This window comes from Streptomyces griseoflavus (assembly GCF_014649995.1).
GTDB lineage: Bacteria > Actinomycetota > Actinomycetes > Streptomycetales > Streptomycetaceae > Streptomyces > Streptomyces griseoflavus.
Genome location: NZ_BMUC01000022.1, coordinates 85,635 through 103,675, shown reverse-complemented (window position 1 = coordinate 103,675; position 18,041 = coordinate 85,635). Strand labels below are relative to the sequence as shown.

Here is an 18,041-nt window from a genome sequence, read left to right as displayed (position 1 = left end):
TGCGCGAGGTGTCCACAGATTCGTTGCGGTGAAGAGCGGAGCAGAATTAGGCGAAATACGCGGGGCGTCCCACCGTGCTACTGTCGATGGCAGTTGCAGTTGTGGTTCCCGAAACTTCGAGCGCTCTCTTCCGGTACGTGTACGGAATAAAGCGCTTGTGCAGGACCGGTTTTCCGGCGGGGTGATCATCGCGGCGACACGGTGTCCGCACAGGGTGGATGCCGACGCACAGCCCCGAAGGAGATATGACATGGCTACTGGAACCGTGAAGTGGTTCAACTCGGAAAAGGGTTTCGGCTTCATCGAGCAGGACGGTGGCGGCCCCGACGTGTTCGCCCACTACTCGAACATCGCCGCCCAGGGCTTCCGTGAGCTCCTCGAGGGCCAGAAGGTGTCCTTCGACATCGCGCAGGGCCAGAAGGGCCCGACGGCCGAGAACATCGTTCCGGCCTGACCTGACGCGCACCACGTGGCGGGGGCCCGCACCCTTCGGGGTGCGGGCCCCCGCCGCTGTCTTTTCCCGCTCCGCGCGCTCCACACGCTCTGCGGATTGTTTCGAGATATTCCCTCGGACCGACTGCGCTTTTCGCAATACCGTCCGGCTCGCTCTTTCCTTTCCCCAGGTCTCGTGACCGACATTTCCGCGCCGTTCCGCTCCCTTTCGCGAATGAGCGGGCGCCCGCACGGTTGTCCCCGGTTCGGACGGTATTCCCGTCCGGCGGACACCCCCGCCCTCCATACGTCGGCGACGGGCGCCGGGCCGGCCGCGGGGCATGGAGTCGGCAGTCAGTGGTCGGAGTAGCCGTCAGTGGTCGGAGTAGCTGAAGTCCCCCACGGTCCAGGCACTGACGTCCTCGATCGCGACGCGGTACATGCCGCCCGTCTCCGGGATGCCCACCGTGCCCTGCAGGATGCGGGCGACATGGAAGTGCAGGTGCGTGGGCGGGCCTTCGCTCGCCGCGGGGGCGTCGAACACGGTCGAGAAACCGCTCAGCTGGGCCGAGTCCGTCAGCACCTCGGCCACCCGCTGCCGCCACACGGCTTCGGGGGCCAGGCGGCCGGTGATGACGGCACCACCGGTGACCACGGTCAGGGACATCTGGCTGCTCTGTCCGGACTCGACAAGGGTGGCGATCTGGATGATCAGCTCGTCGGGCTTCACCATGAGGCCGGATTCTATGCACCTGGCCGTCCGGGTGACATGCGCGGTGCCCCTTCCGGGCCGGACCGGGGCGCCCGGCCCGCTCGCCGGACGGCTCCGTCGGCAGGGTGGGGCCGAGAGCCGGTGCGGCCCGAATGGCCGGTAGGAGCCGGAATCAGGCGTCCGCCTTCCGGCGCAGTTCGTCGTTGATCCGCTGGGCCTCTTCCAGTTGGTCTTCCAGGATGATGATGCGGCAGGCCGCCTCGATGGCGGTGCCCTGGTCGACCATCTCGCGGGCCCGGGCCGCGATCCGCAGCTGGTAGCGGGAGTAGCGGCGGTGGCCGCCCTCGGACCGCAGGGGCGTGATCAGCCGTGCCTCACCGAGGGCCCGGAGGAAAGCGGGCGTGGTCCCGAGCATCTCCGCTGCCCGTCCCATGGTGTAGGCGGGGTAGTCGTCGTCGTCGAGTCGGTCGAGCGGTGTGTCTGCGGTCATCTGCACCTCTGTCGGTTCATACGTCGAGGGGCCTTGGTGCCGTACGGCACCAAGGCCCCGAGGGATTTGTAACACCATCTGCCGGCCTACTGCACGGCCGGCCTTCTGTTTCCGCACCGGCCCCGGGCGTGGGGCGGAGTGTGCGGGGATCGCGGATGCGTGACCGTGGGACCACCTTCCGTTCCGGGGCCTGCGGTACCCGGGCGGACCGTTCTCGCCCGGGCGATCCTGATGGCGTCCGCCTCCTTCTCTCTTCCTTCGTGAGCACCGGTCGGGTGCCGTGGGTGGGTCGCGCGCCCCGTCGGCGGCCGGCGAAGGCCGCCGACGGGCGCGATGTCATTCCTCCATGCGGGCAGTTCATGTCTGCCTCGCCCTGAAGACTCCTTGGCTACGAGAGAGACAGTACCCCCCTCCCCTCCGAATGTCTACAGCGGCCACGACAGATTTACCCCCGTACAGGTGAACGGTTTCCCGTCGGTGCCGGGACGCCCGGGCGGACGGGGGCTTCCCGGCGGCCGGGAGCCGGGCGTGCCACGATGCCGGTATGCGGGTCATCGTGGTGGGTGCGGGCCAGGTCGGCCACACCGTGGTCAAGTCGCTCGCCGAGACGCACGACTGCACGGTGATCGACATCGACGAGGCGCGTCTGCAGGCCCTGTCCCACACCTACGACGTGCGCGTCACGCGCGGCAGCGGCACCCGGCGCGAGACGCTGCTCGACGCCGGTGTGGCCGACGCGGAACTGGTCCTGGCGTGCACGTCACGGGACGAGGTCAACCTGGTGATCGCCATGCTGGCCCGCCGGCTGTCGTCGGCGCGGACGGTGGTGCGGGCCACCGGAACGGACTACCTGCCGGCCTGGCGCGCGGGTGACCTCGACGTGGACCTCCTCGTCTCGACGGCGTACGAGACCGCGAGTGCCGTCGCGCGTGTCCTCCACGTGCCGGGCGCCCGGCACGTGGACTTCTTCGCGGGGGGTGAGGTGGTCGTGCTCGGGGTGGACGTCCACGAGGGGAGGCCGCCGCGGTTCGCCGGGCGGCCGCTGTCCGACGCGGGTCTGCCCGCCGATTCGCGGGTGGTCGCCGTCGTGCGGGACGGGGAGTGGATCAGGCCGACCGGGCGTGAGGTGGTGCGGCCCGGCGACTGGGTGATCGTGATGGCGTCGCCGGCGGCGGCCCGCGCGTGGGGCCGGCTGGTCAGCGGGGCGGACCCGGTCAGGGAGGTCGCGCTGTTCGGCGCCGGCCGGAGGGGGACGGCCATCGCCCGGGTACTGCTGGACGCGGGGTTCTCCGTACGGGTGATCGAGCCGGACGCGGTACGGGCGCGCGCGGCCGCGGACGCGCTGGACCGGGCACGGGTGTACCACGCCTCGGGACTCGACGCGGAGTTCCTGCACCGGGAACGCGTCGGCACGGCGGGGGCGGCGGTGTTCGCGGGCGGGGACGACTCGCGGAACCTGCACGGGGCGGTGCTGGCGCGCCTCCACGGCGTCGGGCTGACGCTGACGGTCCTCGCCGACCCCGCCGCCGCCGCGGTCTTCGAGGCGGCCGGCGTCGACGTGACGATCGACCCGGGTGACGAGACGGCCGAGAAGATGGCCCGCTTCACCTTCGGCGAGCGCACCCGGCAGGTGGCGATGCTGGGGGACGACCGTTTCGAGGTCCTCGACATCACCGTGCGGGCGGACAGCCGGTACGCGCACCGGCCGGTCGACGCGGTGCCCGCGGCCGGGGTGGGGGCGATCGTCCGGGACGGTGCGGTGTTCTTCCCCGACGGGACGGACGAACTGCGGCCCGGGGACCGTGCCGTCGTGCTGAGCGAACCCGAGCGCGTCCCCGCGATCGAGCACGACCTGTGACGCCCCCGGACACGGCGCCGCGCCGTCCGCGCCGCCGGCCGGCCCGCGGGCGGCTCGGCGTCGACCTGCGGACCGCGCTGGGGGTCGTGGGCGGTCTCCTCGCCTGGTTCGCGCTCGCGTTCCTCGCCCCGGCGGTCGTCTCGCTGGTGACCGGCGAGCCTCCCTGGCCCTTCCTCGTCGCCGGGGCCGTGACGGCGGTGACGGGTCTGGCGCTCAGGCGTCTGACGGGCGGCCGGCCGCCGCTGGGCGTCCGGGAGGGTTTCCTCGTCGTCGTCGCGGTCTGGCTGCTCGTGCCCGCGTTCGGCGCGCTGCCGTTCCTGCTGGGCCGTGTCCCGCAGCTCGACCACCCGGTCGACGCCTACTTCGAGGCGATGTCGGGGTTCACCGCCACCGGGGCGTCGGTGCTGACCGACGTGGACGCGGTCGGCACCGACATGCTGTTCTGGCGGCAGCTCACCCTCGTCCTCGGCGGTCTGGGCATCATCGTGCTCGCGCTGGCGGTGCTGCCGCGGCTGCGCATCGGGGGCCGTGAGCTGCTGCGCTCGGAGCTGCCGGGACCGGTGGAGATGGAGTCGCTCGGCGCGACCGTGCGCGGGACCGCCCGGCGGCTGTGGAAGATCTACCTCGCGGTGACGGCGGCCGGTGTCCTGGTCCTGGCCGGTCTGGGCTGGGCCGGGCTGGACCGGCGGATGGACCTGTTCCACGCCTTCTCCTACGCGACGTCCGCCGTGGCCCTCGGCGGGTTCACCCCGGACGCCGGTTCGGCCCGGGACCTGGCGCCGGTCACGCAGTGGGTGCTGTGCGCGCTGATGGTGGTGGCCGGGGTGAACCTGCTGCGGCTGTACCGGCTCGCCGTGCTGCGTCAGTTCCGGGCCGGACTCCGCGACGAGGAACTGCGCCTGTACCTGGCGCTGCTCGTGGCGGGGTCGGCCGTGCTGGCGGCCGAGCTGTTCGCGGCCGGGGCGGTGCAGGGGCCCGGCGGTGTCCGGCACGCGGTCTTCCAGACGGTCTCGGTGATGACCACCACCGGCTTCGCGACGGTGGACTGGTCGCACTGGGGGACGCTCGCCGCGCTCACCCTGCTGGCGCTGATGTTCGTCGGGGCGTGCGCGGGGTCGGCGAGCGGTTCGGTGAAGGTCGTCCGCCATCTCGTCCTCTTCCGCTTCACCCGCCACCAACTGGAGCAGGCCGTGCATCCCGACGCGGTGCTCCCGGTGCGGGTGAGCGGCCGGGTGGTCGACGACCGCGCGCTCCGCTCGGCGCTCGTGTTCGCCCTGCTGTACGTGCTGGCCCTCGCGGTCGGCACGCTGTGCCTGGCCGCCGACGCCGCGGTGAGTGCGCCCGGCACCGGCGCCTTCACCGCGCTCGGCGCCGCCGCGGCCTGCCTGGGCAACGTCGGCCCGGCGTTCGGCGAACTCGGCCCGTTCGGTTCGTACGCGCCGCTCGGCGCGGTGTCGAAGGTGGTCCTCACCGCGCTGATGTTCCTCGGCCGCATCGAGATCGTCCCGCTGGCGGTGCTGCTCCGGCGCGGCTACTGGCGGGCGTAGGGCGGGCGCGCCGCCCTGCGCGACAATCGGGGCATGACCTCACCCCCGGCCGGCGTGGACGCCGTGCACGAGCGGCTGGCGGGCGATCTGCTCGCCGCCGGGACGCCGTACGGGCTCGTCCTGGCCGGCGGTGACGCCGTACGGGCGCACGGGCTGGTGGACGCCCGGGTCAGCCGCGGGGTGGATCTGGCCACCGAGCATCCCGCGGCGATGGCGGAGATCGCCGGCGCGGTGCGGGCCGGGCTGGAGGCGCGCGGGTGGGCGGTCACGGGGCCGGACCTCGATCCGCTGACCGCGCGGCTGGTGGTCGGCGATCCCGCGACCGGGGCGGAGTACCGGGCCGACCTGCGCAAGGAGGTGCTGTGGCGGCCGGTGGTGGAGACGGCGGCCGGGCCGGCGCTCTCCGTGGAGGACCTGGTCGGTACGACCGTGCGCGCGCTGGCGGACCGCGGACTGGCCCGTGACCTCGTCGACGTCCACGCGGTCGCGGACCGCTGGAGCCACCCGGAGCTGGAGGAACTCGGGCGCCGCCACGCCCCCGACACCTTCGACCTCGCCGAACTGCAGTCCCGGCTGACCGGCGCGGAATGGCTCGACGACGCCGGGTTCCGCGCCCACGGCCTGGACGCCGCGTCGGTCGCGTCCCTGCGCCGCTGGGCCCAGGCCTGGGCGGACGACATCGCGGAGCGGCTGGTGGAGGGCGGGGCGCCGGAGGAGTAGGGCGCGGCCCGGGGTCGTGCGGTCCGGTTCTGCGATGGCGGGAGTCAGGCCGGGGGACGAGCCGCCGTGCGCGGCCGGGACCCGGACGTTCAGGCCCGGGACGGGACGCCGTGCGCGGCCGGGGCGGGTCTCGTGGTCGCCAGGAGGAGGGTCACGGCGGTCGACGCCGCCGCGAGGGTCGTCATCGCGGTCGTGGGTGAGGTGAGCTGGGCGAGGCCGCCCGCCAGGGCCGCGCTCGCGCCCTGCATCGTGAGCATGCCGGAGGAGTGCAGGCCGAGGGCGTGGCCGGAGAGGTCCGGCGGGGTGAGGGCCATCAGCCGCTCCTGCTGGACCAGGCTCGCCCCGAACCCGGCGGAGGCGACGGTGACCAGCACGGCGGTCACGGCGAGGGGCGGGTGGAGGACGAGGGGGAGGTAGGGCGTGGCGAGGAGCAGCAGGAGCGGGGTGGTCAGGCGCCGGCGGCGGTGCGGTGGGATCAGGCGGCCGACCGTCACGTCGCCGGCCAGCATGCCCGCGGCCGCGCAGGCGAAGAGGACGCCGGCGGCGTCGGGGGCGTGGGAGACGTAGAGGGATTCGCAGCCGACGATCAGGCCGTTGGGGAGCCACAGGCCGAGGTAGACGTGGCGGCGGGCCGGGGACGACCAGAGGCGGGCGTTGGCGTGCCGGGTGGCCCGTACGGAGGGGCGGCCGGTGGCGCGCGGGGGACGGCGGGACAGCCCGAGGCGGGCGACGAGCGCCGCCGTGCCGTACAGGGCCGCCGCGAGGAGCAGCGCCGGGCGCGGGGAGAGGAGGGCCAGCAGGAGGCCGCCCGTCGCGTAGCCGGTGATCCGTGCGAGGCCGTGCATCATGGTGAAGACGGAACGGCCCAGCAGGTAGCCGTCCTTGGGGAGTATTTCGTTGAGCAGACCCCACCCCACTCCCCCGCCCACCGACGCGACGAGCCCTTGGCAGAGGAGGACGGCGAAGACGACGGGGAGGGGGAGGCCGGGCAGGGCGAGCAGGGTCGTGGCCGCCGCGAAGGCCAGTGCCGTGCCGGCGGTGGCGGCCCGTGGCGGGAGGCGGTCGGCGGCGGACATCAGGAGCGTCGCGCCGAGGACGTGGGCGAGGGACGGGCCGAACATGCTCAGGGCGGACAGCAGGGGTGAGGCGGTCTGCCGGTGGACGAGTGTGGCCAGGGCCAGGCCGCTCGTCGTGCGGGCCGGGGTCCGGGCGGAGGCGGAGCGCGGGCCGGGCGCGGGTGGGTCCTCCGCCGGGGCTAGGGTCGGCCCATGACGACTGCAGAGAACAACCGCACCTCTCCCCTCGATGTCGGGATCGGCGCCCTGAACGGCGGTCCGGCGGACCTCGCCCAGTACGCGGGCCGGGTCGTGCTCGTCGTGAACGTGGCCTCCAAGTGCGGGCTGACCCCGCAGTACGCCGGGCTGGAGAAGCTGCACGAGCGGTACGCGGAGCGGGGCTTCACCGTGCTCGGCGTGCCCTGCAACCAGTTCCTCGGGCAGGAGCCGGGCAGCGCGGAGGAGATCGCCGAGTTCTGTTCGGCGACGTACGGGGTGACGTTCCCGATGACCGAGAAGGTCGAGGTCAACGGGGAGGGGCGGCACGCGCTGTACGAGCGGCTGGTCGGTGTCGCCGACGGTGAGGGGCACAGCGGGGACGTCCGCTGGAACTTCGAGAAGTTCCTGATCGGGCGGGACGGCGAGGTCGTCGCCCGGTTCGCGCCGCAGACCGAGCCGGAGTCGGCGGAGCTGGTGGCGGCCGTGGAGAAGGCGATCGGCTGAGCGTTGACCTTGCCCCTGGGGCAGGGTGGAGCGTCTCCGTCACCGGGCGGAACGGCCGCCCGGTGACGGAGGACGGCGGCGTGGACGAGGAACTGCTCTCCATCGGGGCGTTCGCGGCGCGGGCCCGGCTGTCGGCCAAGGCGCTGCGGCTGTACGACCGTTTGGGGCTGCTGGCCCCGGCGCGGGTCGACGAGGGCACCGGTTACCGGTTCTACCGGGCGGGTCAGGTCGAACGGGCCCGGCTGGTGGCGCTGTTGCGGCGGCTGGACATGCCGCTGGCGCGGATCGCCGAGGTCGTCGACGCGGACGACGCCGCGGCCGGGGCCGAACGGCTCGCCGCCTACTGGGCGGGCGTCGAGGCGCGGCACGCCGAGCAGCGGACGCTCGCCGAGTACCTCCGTGGACGGTTGTCGGGGAGGAGCTCCGAGATGTACGGAACGTTCACGGTCGAGACGGCCGAGGTGCCGGAGCAGGTGCTGGTCACCGAGTCGCGGCACATCCTCGCGGACGAGCTGCCGGCGTGGATCGGGGCGGCGCTGGGCCGGCTGGAGGCGGCGGCCGGGCAGTGCGGGGGCCCGGCCGGGGTGCCGTTCGTGGCGTACCACTCCGATGTGTCGGCGGAGAGCGACGGTCCCGCGGAGGCGTGCGTGCCGGTCGCCGACGAGGCTGCGGCACGCGCCTGGGCCGCCGGTCCGGGCCGGACCCGGGGGACGACGGTGCGGGTGGAGCCGGCGCGGCGGCTGGCCTACGTCCGGATCACCAAGGCGCAGGTGGCGTATCCGCAGATCCTGGCCGTGTTCGAGGCGGTGGAGGAGTGGATGGAGGGCCGGGGGCTGGCGCCGGCGGGTCCCTGCCGTGAGGTGTACTTCGCGGACTGGGATGCCGCGGGACCGCAGGACCCGGTGTGCGACGTGGCGTTCCCGGTGGCCCTTCGGTAGCGCCGTCCGCCGGCCCGGCGGGCGTCCGGCGCCTCCCGCCGGCCCGGCGCCCGGCCGGTGCCCCCGGGGGGCCCTCCGCGGGGGCGCCCGGGGGCACCCCGGCCGAGCCCTCTCGGCGAGGACGGCGGACTGGTCGAGAGGGCTCCGCGGTGGTGCCGGCGGACGGTCGCCGGTGCCGTCAGCCCTTGACCGTGGCCACGAAGGCGCTCCACGCGTCCGCGGGGAAGGCCAGCTTGGGGCCCTCGGGGACCTTGGTGTCGCCGAGTTCCAGCGCTGCCTCGGTGGTCGACCTGACCATGACGCAGGCGCCGTTGTTGTTGGTGTAGGAGGACGTCGTCCACGTTTCCGTGGCGCCCAGACGAATTGCCATGTTCGCTCCGTAGCCAGATGCTGAGTTGCGTCACCGGCCTGCGCATTCCGGCAGGGACCCGCAGAACGGATTGCGCCAACCCCCACTGGTGGTTGGCGTGATCGACGCTACTCGCCACCATCGCCGGTCGGAGCGGTCGTTCACTCGTCCGGATGGCATATTCCAGGCGGTACTTCCAGTCGGGCACGTCGGCGGTGTAGCATCCCGCCCCCCAACTGGCGGCGTCTCAGCGTGCGTAGTCCTTCGCGAGGCGTTCCACCAGCCGGCGGGACTGTTCCACGTTCAGTGACTGCGCCCGCAGGTGCTCGTACATCACCGTGTACTTCTGCACGTCGTGCGGCTTCTCCAGGTACAGGTCACTGGTGACGCCCTCGATGTACACCACGCTCGAGTCGGCCGCGTCGGCGAACTCCAGGATCGAGTACTGACCGTTGATGCCGGCGTGCGCGCCGACCTCGAACGGCAGCACCTGCACGGTGATGTGCGGCAGCTGGCTCAGCTCCATGACGTGCTCGAGCTGTTCGCGCATCACCTGACGGCTGCCGACCACCCGGTGCAGGGACGCCTCGTCGAGCACCACCCACAGGCGCAGCGGTTCGGTGTCGGCGGTGATCCGGCTCTGGCGCCGCAGCCGCACCTCCACCCGCCGGTCGTTCTCCTGCCCGGTGGACTCCGGCGAGCCGCCCTGGACGATCGCCTCGGCGTACGCGCGGGTCTGCAACAGGCCGGTGATGATCTGCGGTTCGTAGACGCGCAGCGACTCCGCGTCGGTCTCCAAACCGATGTAGACGCTGTACGGGATGTCGCCGAAGGCGTGCCACCAGCCCTGCTGGCGGGAGTCCTTGGCCATCTGCATCAGCGACTCGACGATCCGGCTGTCCTCGACCTCGTACACCCCGCACAGGTCGCGCACGTCGCGCTGGCTGATGCTGCGCCGGCCGTTCTCCAGGCGGCTGATCTTCGACTGCGAGACCAGCAGCCGCTCGGCCACCTCCTCGGCCGTCATGCCCTTGAGCTCGCGGAGCCTGCGCAGCTCCTGGCCGAGCCGGCGGCGCCTGACGGTGGGATTGACATGGGACGCCACGGGACGTGCACCTCCGGCTGTGTGCCTCGTACTTACCACTTTGCGTGTCTGCTGATGAGCAGACTGCCACCAAGGTGCTTTCCGCCGCTGGGAAACGGTGGATATACGGCGGGTGCACGCCACCCCGCCGACCGGTGGGCGGAGTCGGGCCGGCCGGGGTCACGCCGAGCGGGGCGGAGAACGCCGGTGCGTTCTCCGCCCCGCTCGGACAGCGGCTCCCGTGACCGGGTCTGCGGTGCCTCGGATCCGTGATCGCCGTGCCGTTCGGCCCTGGGGACGTACGGCTCAGTGGGCCACGGCGCGTGCCATGGATCCTCGGTGCGGTTGCGCCGGAACGCCTCGGGCGGGTTCCGGTGCGCCCCTGCCGCCGGCGGGGGCCTGCCGGGCCGCCGGTGCGGAGCTGCGGCGCGGCTGGGCCGCCGCGCCGTTCTGGACGTCCATCACCGCGTGTGCGACGAGTCCGCCCATCGGGTCGTGCCGGATCAGATCACGCAACCGGGAACGCGAGGAGCGTCCCTCGTTCCCCGGGTACAGGTGCTTGCCGAGACCCACCGCGTGCGCCAGTGCGGCGAGCGCCGCGGTCCGCGGGTCCGGCGGGACGCCGGTGCGGATCGCGGAGTCCAGCCGGGCCCTGATCTCCCGGCTGATCTCGGTGTCCGTCGCCTGGTAGCGAGTCGTCGGCAACACCCCGCACATCTGTCCGGCCACGGCATGCACCATGCCGCACCGCTCCAGATGCGAGAGGTAGGTCTGGCGGAGCCCGAGACGCGGCCCGCCGATCCAGTGGACCGCCCGTACCGGAGCGCCACGCCTTCGCAGCAACTCCAACGCGCAGTCCAGTGTTGGGTCTCCAGTCGGCCGTGGCACCACCACGGCGATACGATCCCCGTCTGGGGCTATCCGTCCGGCCAGCGCCAGCTCCACTAGCTGCGCTCCGGCCAGACCGAGGTCGAGCGACTGCGGCTGTGCAGTGGTACCCGTGGTCGGGTCCAGCGCCAGCAGCAGAAGCTCCTCCGGAAGTGTTCTGCGGCTCCTGCCCATCCATGCCTCCCCGCGTGGATGTCTGACAGGGTGACCCCTCTCACATTGGTCTGTCGAGGGCACGTGACCGGTTCGTAAGGGAACCGGTAGGTATGTCGTTCTCGTCTACCACGTGGGGTAAGCCCGCACACAGGACACTGGTACATGGTTCGGACAGCGCCACGGAGCGTTGTCGCGGGCGGGCGGTACACGGTTCGGATGGCGCACGCGGGGCGTGCGGCGCATGGAGGAGGCATCGGTGGCGGGCGAGTCCCCCGACAGGTCGAAGCAGCGCGAGTCGTCGGCAGAACCGACGTCGGGGAGCGCGGGTCCGGTTCCCGGGAAGCGGGATCCCCGACTGGCGGTGGCGCGGGACACCGCCGCCACCGAACCCCGCGGCACCGCGGACACGGCCACCCGGGTGCTGTCGGTGCCCGACGCGTCTCCCGCGGAGGGCGAGGGCAGGACTCCGGCGGAGGGCGAGGGCGGCTCTCCGGCCGGGGGCGAGGGCGGCTCTCCGGCCGGGGGCGAGGGCGGCTCTCCGGCCGTGGGCGAGGGTGGCTCTCCGGAGGGGGGTGAGGGCCGGCTGCGTGAGGCCGTCGCCGCGTGGGTCCGCTCGGCCGAGCCGGACGAGGACCTGAAGGGCGAGGCCGGACGGGACACCGACGGCGGCGAGCGCGACACCGACCCCGCTGCGGCTGCCCCGGAGGCGGCGGACGCCGCCGAGGACACCGGGACGGGAACCTCCGGGGGCGGCGCCCCCGAGGACTCCGGGACGGACACGGAGGCGGGCACCACGCCCGAGGACGCCGGGGACGCCGAGGACGCCGGGGACGCCCCCACGCGGACGAACGGCGCCGCCGAGGACACCGGTACGGCCGGTACGGCCACCACCGGAGACAGCGCCTCCGACGAGGCCGGTGCGGGCACGGCGGCAGACGCCGCCCCCGAGGCAGCTCGGGCGGGCCTCGCCGATGATGACGCCGCCGAGGACACCGGTACGGACACGGCAGCGGACGCCGCTCCCGAGGCAACTCGGGCGGACCTGACCGACGGTGACGCCCCCGAGGGCACCGGTACGGGCGCGGTGGCGGGCTCCGGGTCCGAAGGCACCGGTGGTGCGGAGCGGCCCGAGGGCCGTGCTTCCCAGGACACCGGGACGGACACCGAAGACGGCAGCGCCTCCGATGAGGCCCGTGCGGGCACTTCGGCGGAAGACGCCCCCGAGGACGCCCGCGCGGACGAGGCCGGGGTCAGCGCCTCCAAGGACGCCGGGAAGGACACCGAAGACGGCAGCGCCTCCGGCGAGGACGGTGCGGCCCCGGTCCCGGGCGGCGCCTCCGAGGGATCGGCGGACGGGGGTGCCGGGGCGGTCCCGGCCGCGCGCGGTGCGTCCGCGGGCGAGGGTGCCGGCGAGTCGGAGCCGGAGCCGGACGATCGTGGTGACGACGCGGACGGGGCCCCGGAGGACGGCGGGGGCAGTACGGGAGCGGCGTCCGAGGACGACGCAACCGGCGCCAGGCGTTCCGTCGATCAGCCGACCGCCGTCTTCCGGACCCGGAAGCCCGCCGTCGACCAGCCCACCACCATGCTCAAGCTGGGCGACGCGGGCGCCGGCACCGAGCCCAAGCCCGAGACCGAGGCCGAGCGGACCAGCAAGTTCGTCGCGCTGAAGGACTTCGACGACCCCGCCGTCCGCAAGCCCCCGCCCGCCGCCGACGCCACCACCGCGTCGCGCACCGTGCCGCCCGCCGAGGCCACCACCTCGCTGCCGCAGGTCGGGCCGGAGCGGACGACGCAGCAGCCGCTGCCGCCCAGGCCGCCGCTGGACCTGCTCGCGGAGCTGACCAACACCCCGCCGCCCCCGCAGACCCCGCTGCGGACGGCCGTGCGGCGGGTGAAGATCTGGACGCCGCTGGTCCTCCTGCTGGTGATCGTCTTCGCGGTCGTACAGAACATCCGTCCGCTTCCCGCGCCCACGCTCGAACTCACCGCCGAGGACAGCTACACCTTCGAGGGCGGCAAGCCCGACATCCCGTGGCCGGCGGCCGGACAGGCGGCGCTCGACGTGCAGGGCATCGGCACGTTCGGCTCCTCCGGTGAGCAGAAGCCCGTGCCGATCGCCAGTGTCGCCAAGGTCATGACCGCGTACCTGATTTTGCGCGACCACCCGCTCAAGAGCGGCGCCGAGGGTCCGATGCTCAAGATCGACGAGCTCGCCGAGCAGCAGTCCGACGCCGGTCAGGAGTCGACCGTCAACGTGACCGCGGGCGACGAGATCTCCCAGCGGGAGGCGGTCGAGTCGGTGCTGATCGCGTCCGCGAACAACGTGGCGCGGCTGCTCGCCCGCTGGGACGCGGGGTCCGAGAAGGCGTTCGTGGACAAGATGAACGAGGCCGCGAAGGACCTCGGCATGACCAACACGACGTACACCGACCCCTCGGGTCTGAACGACACCACCGTGAGCACGGCCGTGGACCAGGTGAAGCTGGCCAAGGAGGCCATGAAGCAGCCCGCGTTCCGCGAGGTCGCCGCGATGATGTCGTACGACGACTACAAGGGTGTGAACCACTCCAACTGGAACCAGCTGGTCGGTCACAACAACGTCGTCGGCATCAAGACCGGCACCACCACCTCCGCGCTCGGCAACCTGGTGTTCGCCGCGAAGAAGGAGGTCGACGGGGAGACCCGGACCGTCGTCGGCGCGGTGGTCCGCCAGCCCGCGGGCGGCAAGGACAACACCATCCTGTCGGCCGCCCTCACCGCGGGCGACGACCTGATCCGGGCCGCGCAGGGCGCGCTGGAGTCGGCGACGATCCTGAAGAAGGGCACCGTCGTCGGGTACGCGGACGACGGCCTCGGCGGCCGTACGCCCGTCGCCGTCACCGAGGACGTCAAGGCCGTCGGCTGGGCCGGCCTGTCGGTGAAACTGACGTTCGCCGCGGACGAGCTGCCGCGCACGGCGAAGGCCGGCACGAAGGTGGGCACGCTCACCGTGGGTGACGGGACGAGCAGTGCCGTCAAGGTCCCGGTGGCCCTCCAGGAGGACCTCGTGGAGCCCGGCTTCACGGACAGGCTGACCCGTCTCACCTGAGGCGGAACCGGCGCAGCACACCCGCACCCCGCGGGCCGGAGCCCACCCGGGCGACGGTCGGCGGGGTGCGTGCTAGCGTCACGAAACGGGCAGGATCGGGCAGGGAACGGGACACGGGGAGTGCCTTCAGGTGGCCACAGCGGAGCCGACACGCGCCGACGACGCAGATCCGGGTCGGGGATCCGCGGGTCCGGGATCCGGTGGTCCGGGGCCCGCAGGTGAGGCGTCCGCCGGTGCGGTGTCCGAGGGCCGGGAGTCCACCGGTCCGCGAATACCCGTCGCCGAGGCGGGGCGCCCGTTCCCGGGCGGCCCCGACGCCGGTTCCCCGGACGGCGGCGACGGCCCCCACGGCGCCTTCATGACCGCCGTCCTCGCGGTGCGCGCCCGCATGCTGCGGCACCCCGTGCTGTCCGTCACCGCGCTCGCCGGCCTGCTGCACATCGTCTGGTTCTTCACGTTCGCCAACAGCGGCGGCGACCTCGCCGCGCAGGACGCGTGGGCCGAGTTCGTCGGCCGGCACCCGGACTCCGCGTACAACCTCGCCTGGTACGGCGGGATGCACCCGGTGTCGTACAGCGTGGTGTCCCCGTACCTGATGTCGCTCCTCGGGGTGCGGACGACGATGATGATCGCGGGGACGGTGTCGGCGGGGCTGCTGACGCTGGTCCTGATGCGCGGCCGGGTGGTCCGCAACCCCCTGTGGGCGGCCCTGGCCGGGGTGTTCGCGCTGCTGTGCAACGCCGCCTCGGGGCGGGTGACGTACGGGCTCGGCACGATGTTCGCCCTCGGAGCGGTCGCCGTCGTCTTCTGCTGGCCCCACCGGTGGCGCTACAAGCGCTGGGCGAAGGCCCTGTGCGCGGCCCCGCTGGCGGCGCTGGCGACCATGGCCTCGCCGGTCGCGGGCCTGTTCGTGGGTCTGGTGGCGGCCGCGCTGTTCCTGCAGAAGCGGCGGCCGGGCGCGTGGGCGCTGGGCCTGGCGCCCACCGCGGTGGTGGCGGTGTCGGCGTGGCTGTTCCCGTTCTCCGGGACGCAGCCGATGGGCATCGGCTCGGTGATCCTGCCGCTGCTGTACTCGATCCTGGTGTGCGTCCTGGTCCCCGCCGAGTGGAAGACCGTACGCATCACGTCCGCGGTGTACGGGCTCGGCATCGTGCTGGTGTGGCTGATCAGTTCGCAGATCGGGTCGAACATGACGCGGCTGGCGATGCTGTTCGGCGGGGTGGTGCTGGTCGCGGCGCTGCCGTTCGCGGTGCCGAGGTCCGTCAAGTGGTACGCGCTCGTCCTCGCCGTCGTCGGCTTCAACGGCTGGATCGGCTTCAAGTCGGTCGACGACGTCGTGCACACCACGCCCCGCGCGTCGTGGGCGCGCGAGCTGGCCCCGCTGGTGAACGAACTCCAGGAGGTCGGCGCCGGACGCGGCCGGGTGGAGGTCGTCCCCGCCCGCTCGCACCGTGAGGCGTCCGCCCTCGCCCCGTACGTCAACCTGGCCCGCGGCTGGAACCGGCAGGCCGACATGGAGCGCAACCCGCTCTTCTACGACGACACCCTCAACTCGGCGAACTACCGGGAGTGGCTGAAGCGCTGGGGCGTGCACTTCGTGGTGCTGCCCAAGGACGAGCCGGACGGGGACGGCGGACAGCGGGAGCGGGAGCTGGTGCAGCGCGGGCTGCCGTATCTGAAGCAGATCTGGGGCGACGCGAACTGGCAGCTGTTCGCGGTGGACGAGCCGAGCCCGCTCGCGGAGCCGAACACGGTGGTGGAGCGGGCCGAGCAGGGCGAGTGGACGCTGCGGGTGGAGAAGGCGGGCCGGATCCTGATCCGCATGCCGTACTCGCCGTGGCTGGGCCTGGTCGACGCCGACGGCGAGGCGCTGGAGCCGCCGCAGGAGACGGAGGAGTCCGAGGACCGTCCCGAGGGTGAGCCGAAGACGTACGAGAACGTCCACGGCTGCCTGATGGAGACGGAGGAGGACGCCGACGGCGACCGGTGGACGATGCTGCTCGCGCCCGAGCCGGGGATCTACCGCCTGGCGGCTCCGTACAAGTGGGACCGGGGCACGCCCTGCCCCGACGAACTGCGCTGACCGGGCCGCCCCGGACGCTCCGACGACCTTTCCGGCACCGGTCCCGCACACCCTCCAGCGGTTCACGTAGCTGAACGCTTATCAGCCAGAAGGACGACTTTACCCGCTCTTGACTCGTCGCTTTCTTGTCGTGCCCGCGCCGCCACCACCACGATGAGCGGGCACTTCGCGGCCCTCCATGTCCCTACCCCGCTCAGGCGAAGTGCCAAGCAACTGAGCGGCGTTCACAAGGCGGACCCTGGAAGGGGGGACATGAACGGTCTCGACTGGGCGGTTCTCATCGGCTACTTCGCCGTGATGGTCGCCATCGGTGTCTGGTCGCACAAGCGGGTGGACAACGTCAGCGACTTCTTCACGGCCGGCGGCAAGATGCCCTGGTGGCTCTCCGGCATCTCCCACCACATGTCGGGCTACAGCGCGGTGATGTTCACCGGCTACGCCGGCATCGCCTACACCTACGGGGTGACGTCCTTCGTCACCTGGTCCTTCCCCATCGCCTTCGGCATCGCCATCGGCTCCAGGCTGTTCGCCCCGCGCATCAACCGGCTGCGCTCCCGGCTGCACGTGGCCTCCCCGCTGGAGTACCTCAAGAACCGCTACGACCTGAAGACGCAGCAGGCCCTCGCCTGGTCCGGCATGCTGCTGAAGATCGTGGACGTGGGCGCGAAATGGGCCGCGATCGCCACCCTGCTGTCGGTGTTCACCGGGGTCTCGCTCAACCAAGGCATCCTCATCACCGGTGTCGTCACCGCGGTCTACTGCACCATCGGCGGCCTGTGGGCGGACGCGCTGACGGAACTCGGCCAGTTCGTCATCCAGTTGCTGGCCGGCCTGACGATGTTCGTCGCGGTACTGCTCGAACTCGGCGACCACGGAGGCTTCTTCGGCGCCTGGGACGAACCCGAACTCCAGGGCCACGGCGAGCCGCTGGTCGGACCGTACGGCACGGTCTTCCTGCTGGCGTTCCTCTTCATCAAGCTGTTCGAGTACAACGGCGGCATGCTCAACCAGGCCCAGCGCTACATGGCCACCCCCACCCCCCGCGAGGCGGAGCGCTCGGCGCGGCTGTCGGCGGTGCTGTGGCTGGTCTGGCCGGTGATCCTGTTCTTCCCCATGTGGATGTCGCCGCTGCTGGTGGAGTCGCAGAAGACGGACGGCTCCGACTCCTACGCCCTCATGACCGAACAACTGCTGCCGCACGGGCTGCTGGGCCTGGTCATCGTCGGCTTCTTCTCCCACACGATGGCCATGTGCTCCTCCGACGCCAACGCCATCGCGGCGGTGTTCACCCGTGACGTGGCGCCGGTGCTGTCCGCGCGGGCGCGGGCGTGGGGCGAACGGTCGGGCCTGATCGCGGCCCGCGTGACCACGGTGGTCTTCCTCGGCCTGTCCATGGCGGTCGCCACCCAGGTCAACTCGCCCACGTTCAAGGACATCATCACCGTCGTCATCAAATGGGTGGCCGGCCTGATGGGCCCCATCGCGATCCCGATGATGCTGGGGCTGCTCCGTCCGTTCCGACGCTCCGGGCCCACGGCGGCGCTCATCAGCTGGGCCCTGGGCCTGTTGGCCTTCTGGCTGGTCAACTACCCGATCCACTGGGCCGTCGACGGCGGGGTGCCGCTGGAGTACCAGGTCTCCGTACCCCTGGCGGTGTCGCTGGTGCTGTACGTCCTGATCGGGTTCGCGAAGCCGGAGGACACGCCGGAACGGCTGGCGGTGATCGACCGTGTCAACACCGATGGTGACGACGACTCGGCTGCGGCGGTGCCGGTGCCGGCGCCGGCGGAGGGCCCGGCGCCGGCACCTGTGAAGGACTAGGTCCGGCGGGGGCGTTCAGTGTTGGTTCGTCGCCCCCGCCGCCCCTTCCCGTCCCGTCCCCGGGGGCGTTGCCCCCGGACCCCCTTCGCGCGGT

The 18,041-nt window shown here is 72.6% G+C and carries 14 protein-coding genes and 1 pseudogene; 9 read left to right on the top strand and 6 right to left on the bottom strand.

All coding sequences use genetic code 11. The features are described from left to right. Positions 1-250: 250 nt before the first annotated feature. On the top strand, positions 251-454 hold the full coding sequence (locus tag IE172_RS31905; protein ID WP_006143946.1) for a cold-shock protein: 204 nt from the start codon (positions 251-253) through the stop codon (positions 452-454). 351 nt (positions 455-805) lie between these two features. Here IE172_RS31905 and IE172_RS31900 read toward each other — a convergent pair whose 3' ends face one another. Together IE172_RS31900 and IE172_RS31895 are read right to left on the bottom strand one after the other, a co-directional pair. Further along, positions 806-1,165 carry a hypothetical protein gene (locus IE172_RS31900; RefSeq protein ID WP_190100829.1) on the bottom strand — a complete coding sequence of 120 codons (360 nt, stop codon included), beginning with the start codon at positions 1,163-1,165 and terminating at the stop codon, positions 806-808. A 151-nt stretch (positions 1,166-1,316) separates the two neighbouring features. After that, positions 1,317-1,634, bottom strand: coding sequence for a MerR family transcriptional regulator (locus IE172_RS31895; RefSeq protein WP_190100828.1), 318 nt, complete (start codon positions 1,632-1,634; stop codon positions 1,317-1,319). A gap of 544 nt (positions 1,635-2,178) precedes the next feature. On the opposite strand from IE172_RS31895, the gene trkA reads away from it, so the two are divergent. From trkA to IE172_RS31880, 3 genes are read left to right on the top strand one after another with little or no spacing between them, the layout of a single operon-like run. Then, the gene (gene trkA / locus IE172_RS31890; RefSeq protein WP_190100827.1) at positions 2,179-3,492 is read left to right on the top strand and encodes a Trk system potassium transporter TrkA; all 1,314 of its coding nucleotides are present in this window, start codon (positions 2,179-2,181) and stop codon (positions 3,490-3,492) included. Next, positions 3,489-5,039: a TrkH family potassium uptake protein gene (locus IE172_RS31885; RefSeq protein ID WP_190100826.1), complete on the top strand. Its 1,551-nt coding sequence runs from the start codon at positions 3,489-3,491 to the stop codon at positions 5,037-5,039. Before trkA ends, IE172_RS31885 begins: the two co-directional genes overlap by 4 nt. Before the next feature lie 33 nt (positions 5,040-5,072). Beyond that, positions 5,073-5,759, top strand: coding sequence for a nucleotidyl transferase AbiEii/AbiGii toxin family protein (locus tag IE172_RS31880; RefSeq protein ID WP_190100825.1), 687 nt, complete (start codon positions 5,073-5,075; stop codon positions 5,757-5,759). An 89-nt stretch (positions 5,760-5,848) separates the two neighbouring features. Here the strand turns inward: IE172_RS31880 and IE172_RS31875 are convergent. Then, positions 5,849-6,979, bottom strand: a pseudogene (locus tag IE172_RS31875) (MFS transporter); the annotation flags it as partial. A 48-nt stretch (positions 6,980-7,027) separates the two neighbouring features. Here IE172_RS31875 and IE172_RS31870 point away from each other — a divergent pair. Continuing rightward, positions 7,028-7,537 carry a glutathione peroxidase gene (locus tag IE172_RS31870; protein ID WP_229886660.1) on the top strand — a complete coding sequence of 170 codons (510 nt, stop codon included), beginning with the start codon at positions 7,028-7,030 and terminating at the stop codon, positions 7,535-7,537. 62 nt (positions 7,538-7,599) lie between these two features. Beyond that, positions 7,600-8,475 carry a MerR family transcriptional regulator gene (locus IE172_RS31865; protein WP_190100824.1) on the top strand — a complete coding sequence of 292 codons (876 nt, stop codon included), beginning with the start codon at positions 7,600-7,602 and terminating at the stop codon, positions 8,473-8,475. A 178-nt stretch (positions 8,476-8,653) separates the two neighbouring features. On the opposite strand, the gene IE172_RS31860 is transcribed toward IE172_RS31865, so the two are convergent. From IE172_RS31860 to IE172_RS31850, 3 genes are all read right to left on the bottom strand, one after another. Then, positions 8,654-8,845 carry a DUF397 domain-containing protein gene (locus IE172_RS31860; protein ID WP_190100823.1) on the bottom strand — a complete coding sequence of 64 codons (192 nt, stop codon included), beginning with the start codon at positions 8,843-8,845 and terminating at the stop codon, positions 8,654-8,656. Between the two features lie 226 nt (positions 8,846-9,071). Further along, positions 9,072-9,929: a helix-turn-helix domain-containing protein gene (locus IE172_RS31855; protein ID WP_190100822.1), complete on the bottom strand. Its 858-nt coding sequence runs from the start codon at positions 9,927-9,929 to the stop codon at positions 9,072-9,074. Between the two features lie 285 nt (positions 9,930-10,214). Next, entirely contained in the window at positions 10,215-10,970 is a 756-nt protein-coding gene (locus tag IE172_RS31850) for a GOLPH3/VPS74 family protein (RefSeq protein WP_190100821.1), read from the bottom strand. Between the two features lie 238 nt (positions 10,971-11,208). On the opposite strand from IE172_RS31850, the gene IE172_RS31845 reads away from it, so the two are divergent. The 3 genes from IE172_RS31845 (at position 11,209) to IE172_RS31835 (ending at position 17,947) form a co-directional block, all read left to right on the top strand. Then, positions 11,209-14,043, top strand: a complete 2,835-nt coding sequence (locus IE172_RS31845) for a D-alanyl-D-alanine carboxypeptidase (protein WP_229886659.1) — start codon at positions 11,209-11,211, stop codon at positions 14,041-14,043. 130 nt (positions 14,044-14,173) lie between these two features. Next, positions 14,174-16,126 (top strand): DUF8823 domain-containing protein, encoded by a 1,953-nt coding sequence (locus IE172_RS31840; protein WP_190100819.1) that lies wholly within the window; start codon positions 14,174-14,176, stop codon positions 16,124-16,126. A 252-nt stretch (positions 16,127-16,378) separates the two neighbouring features. Further along, entirely contained in the window at positions 16,379-17,947 is a 1,569-nt protein-coding gene (locus IE172_RS31835; RefSeq protein WP_190100818.1) for a sodium:solute symporter family protein, read from the top strand. Positions 17,948-18,041: the final 94 nt, after the last annotated feature.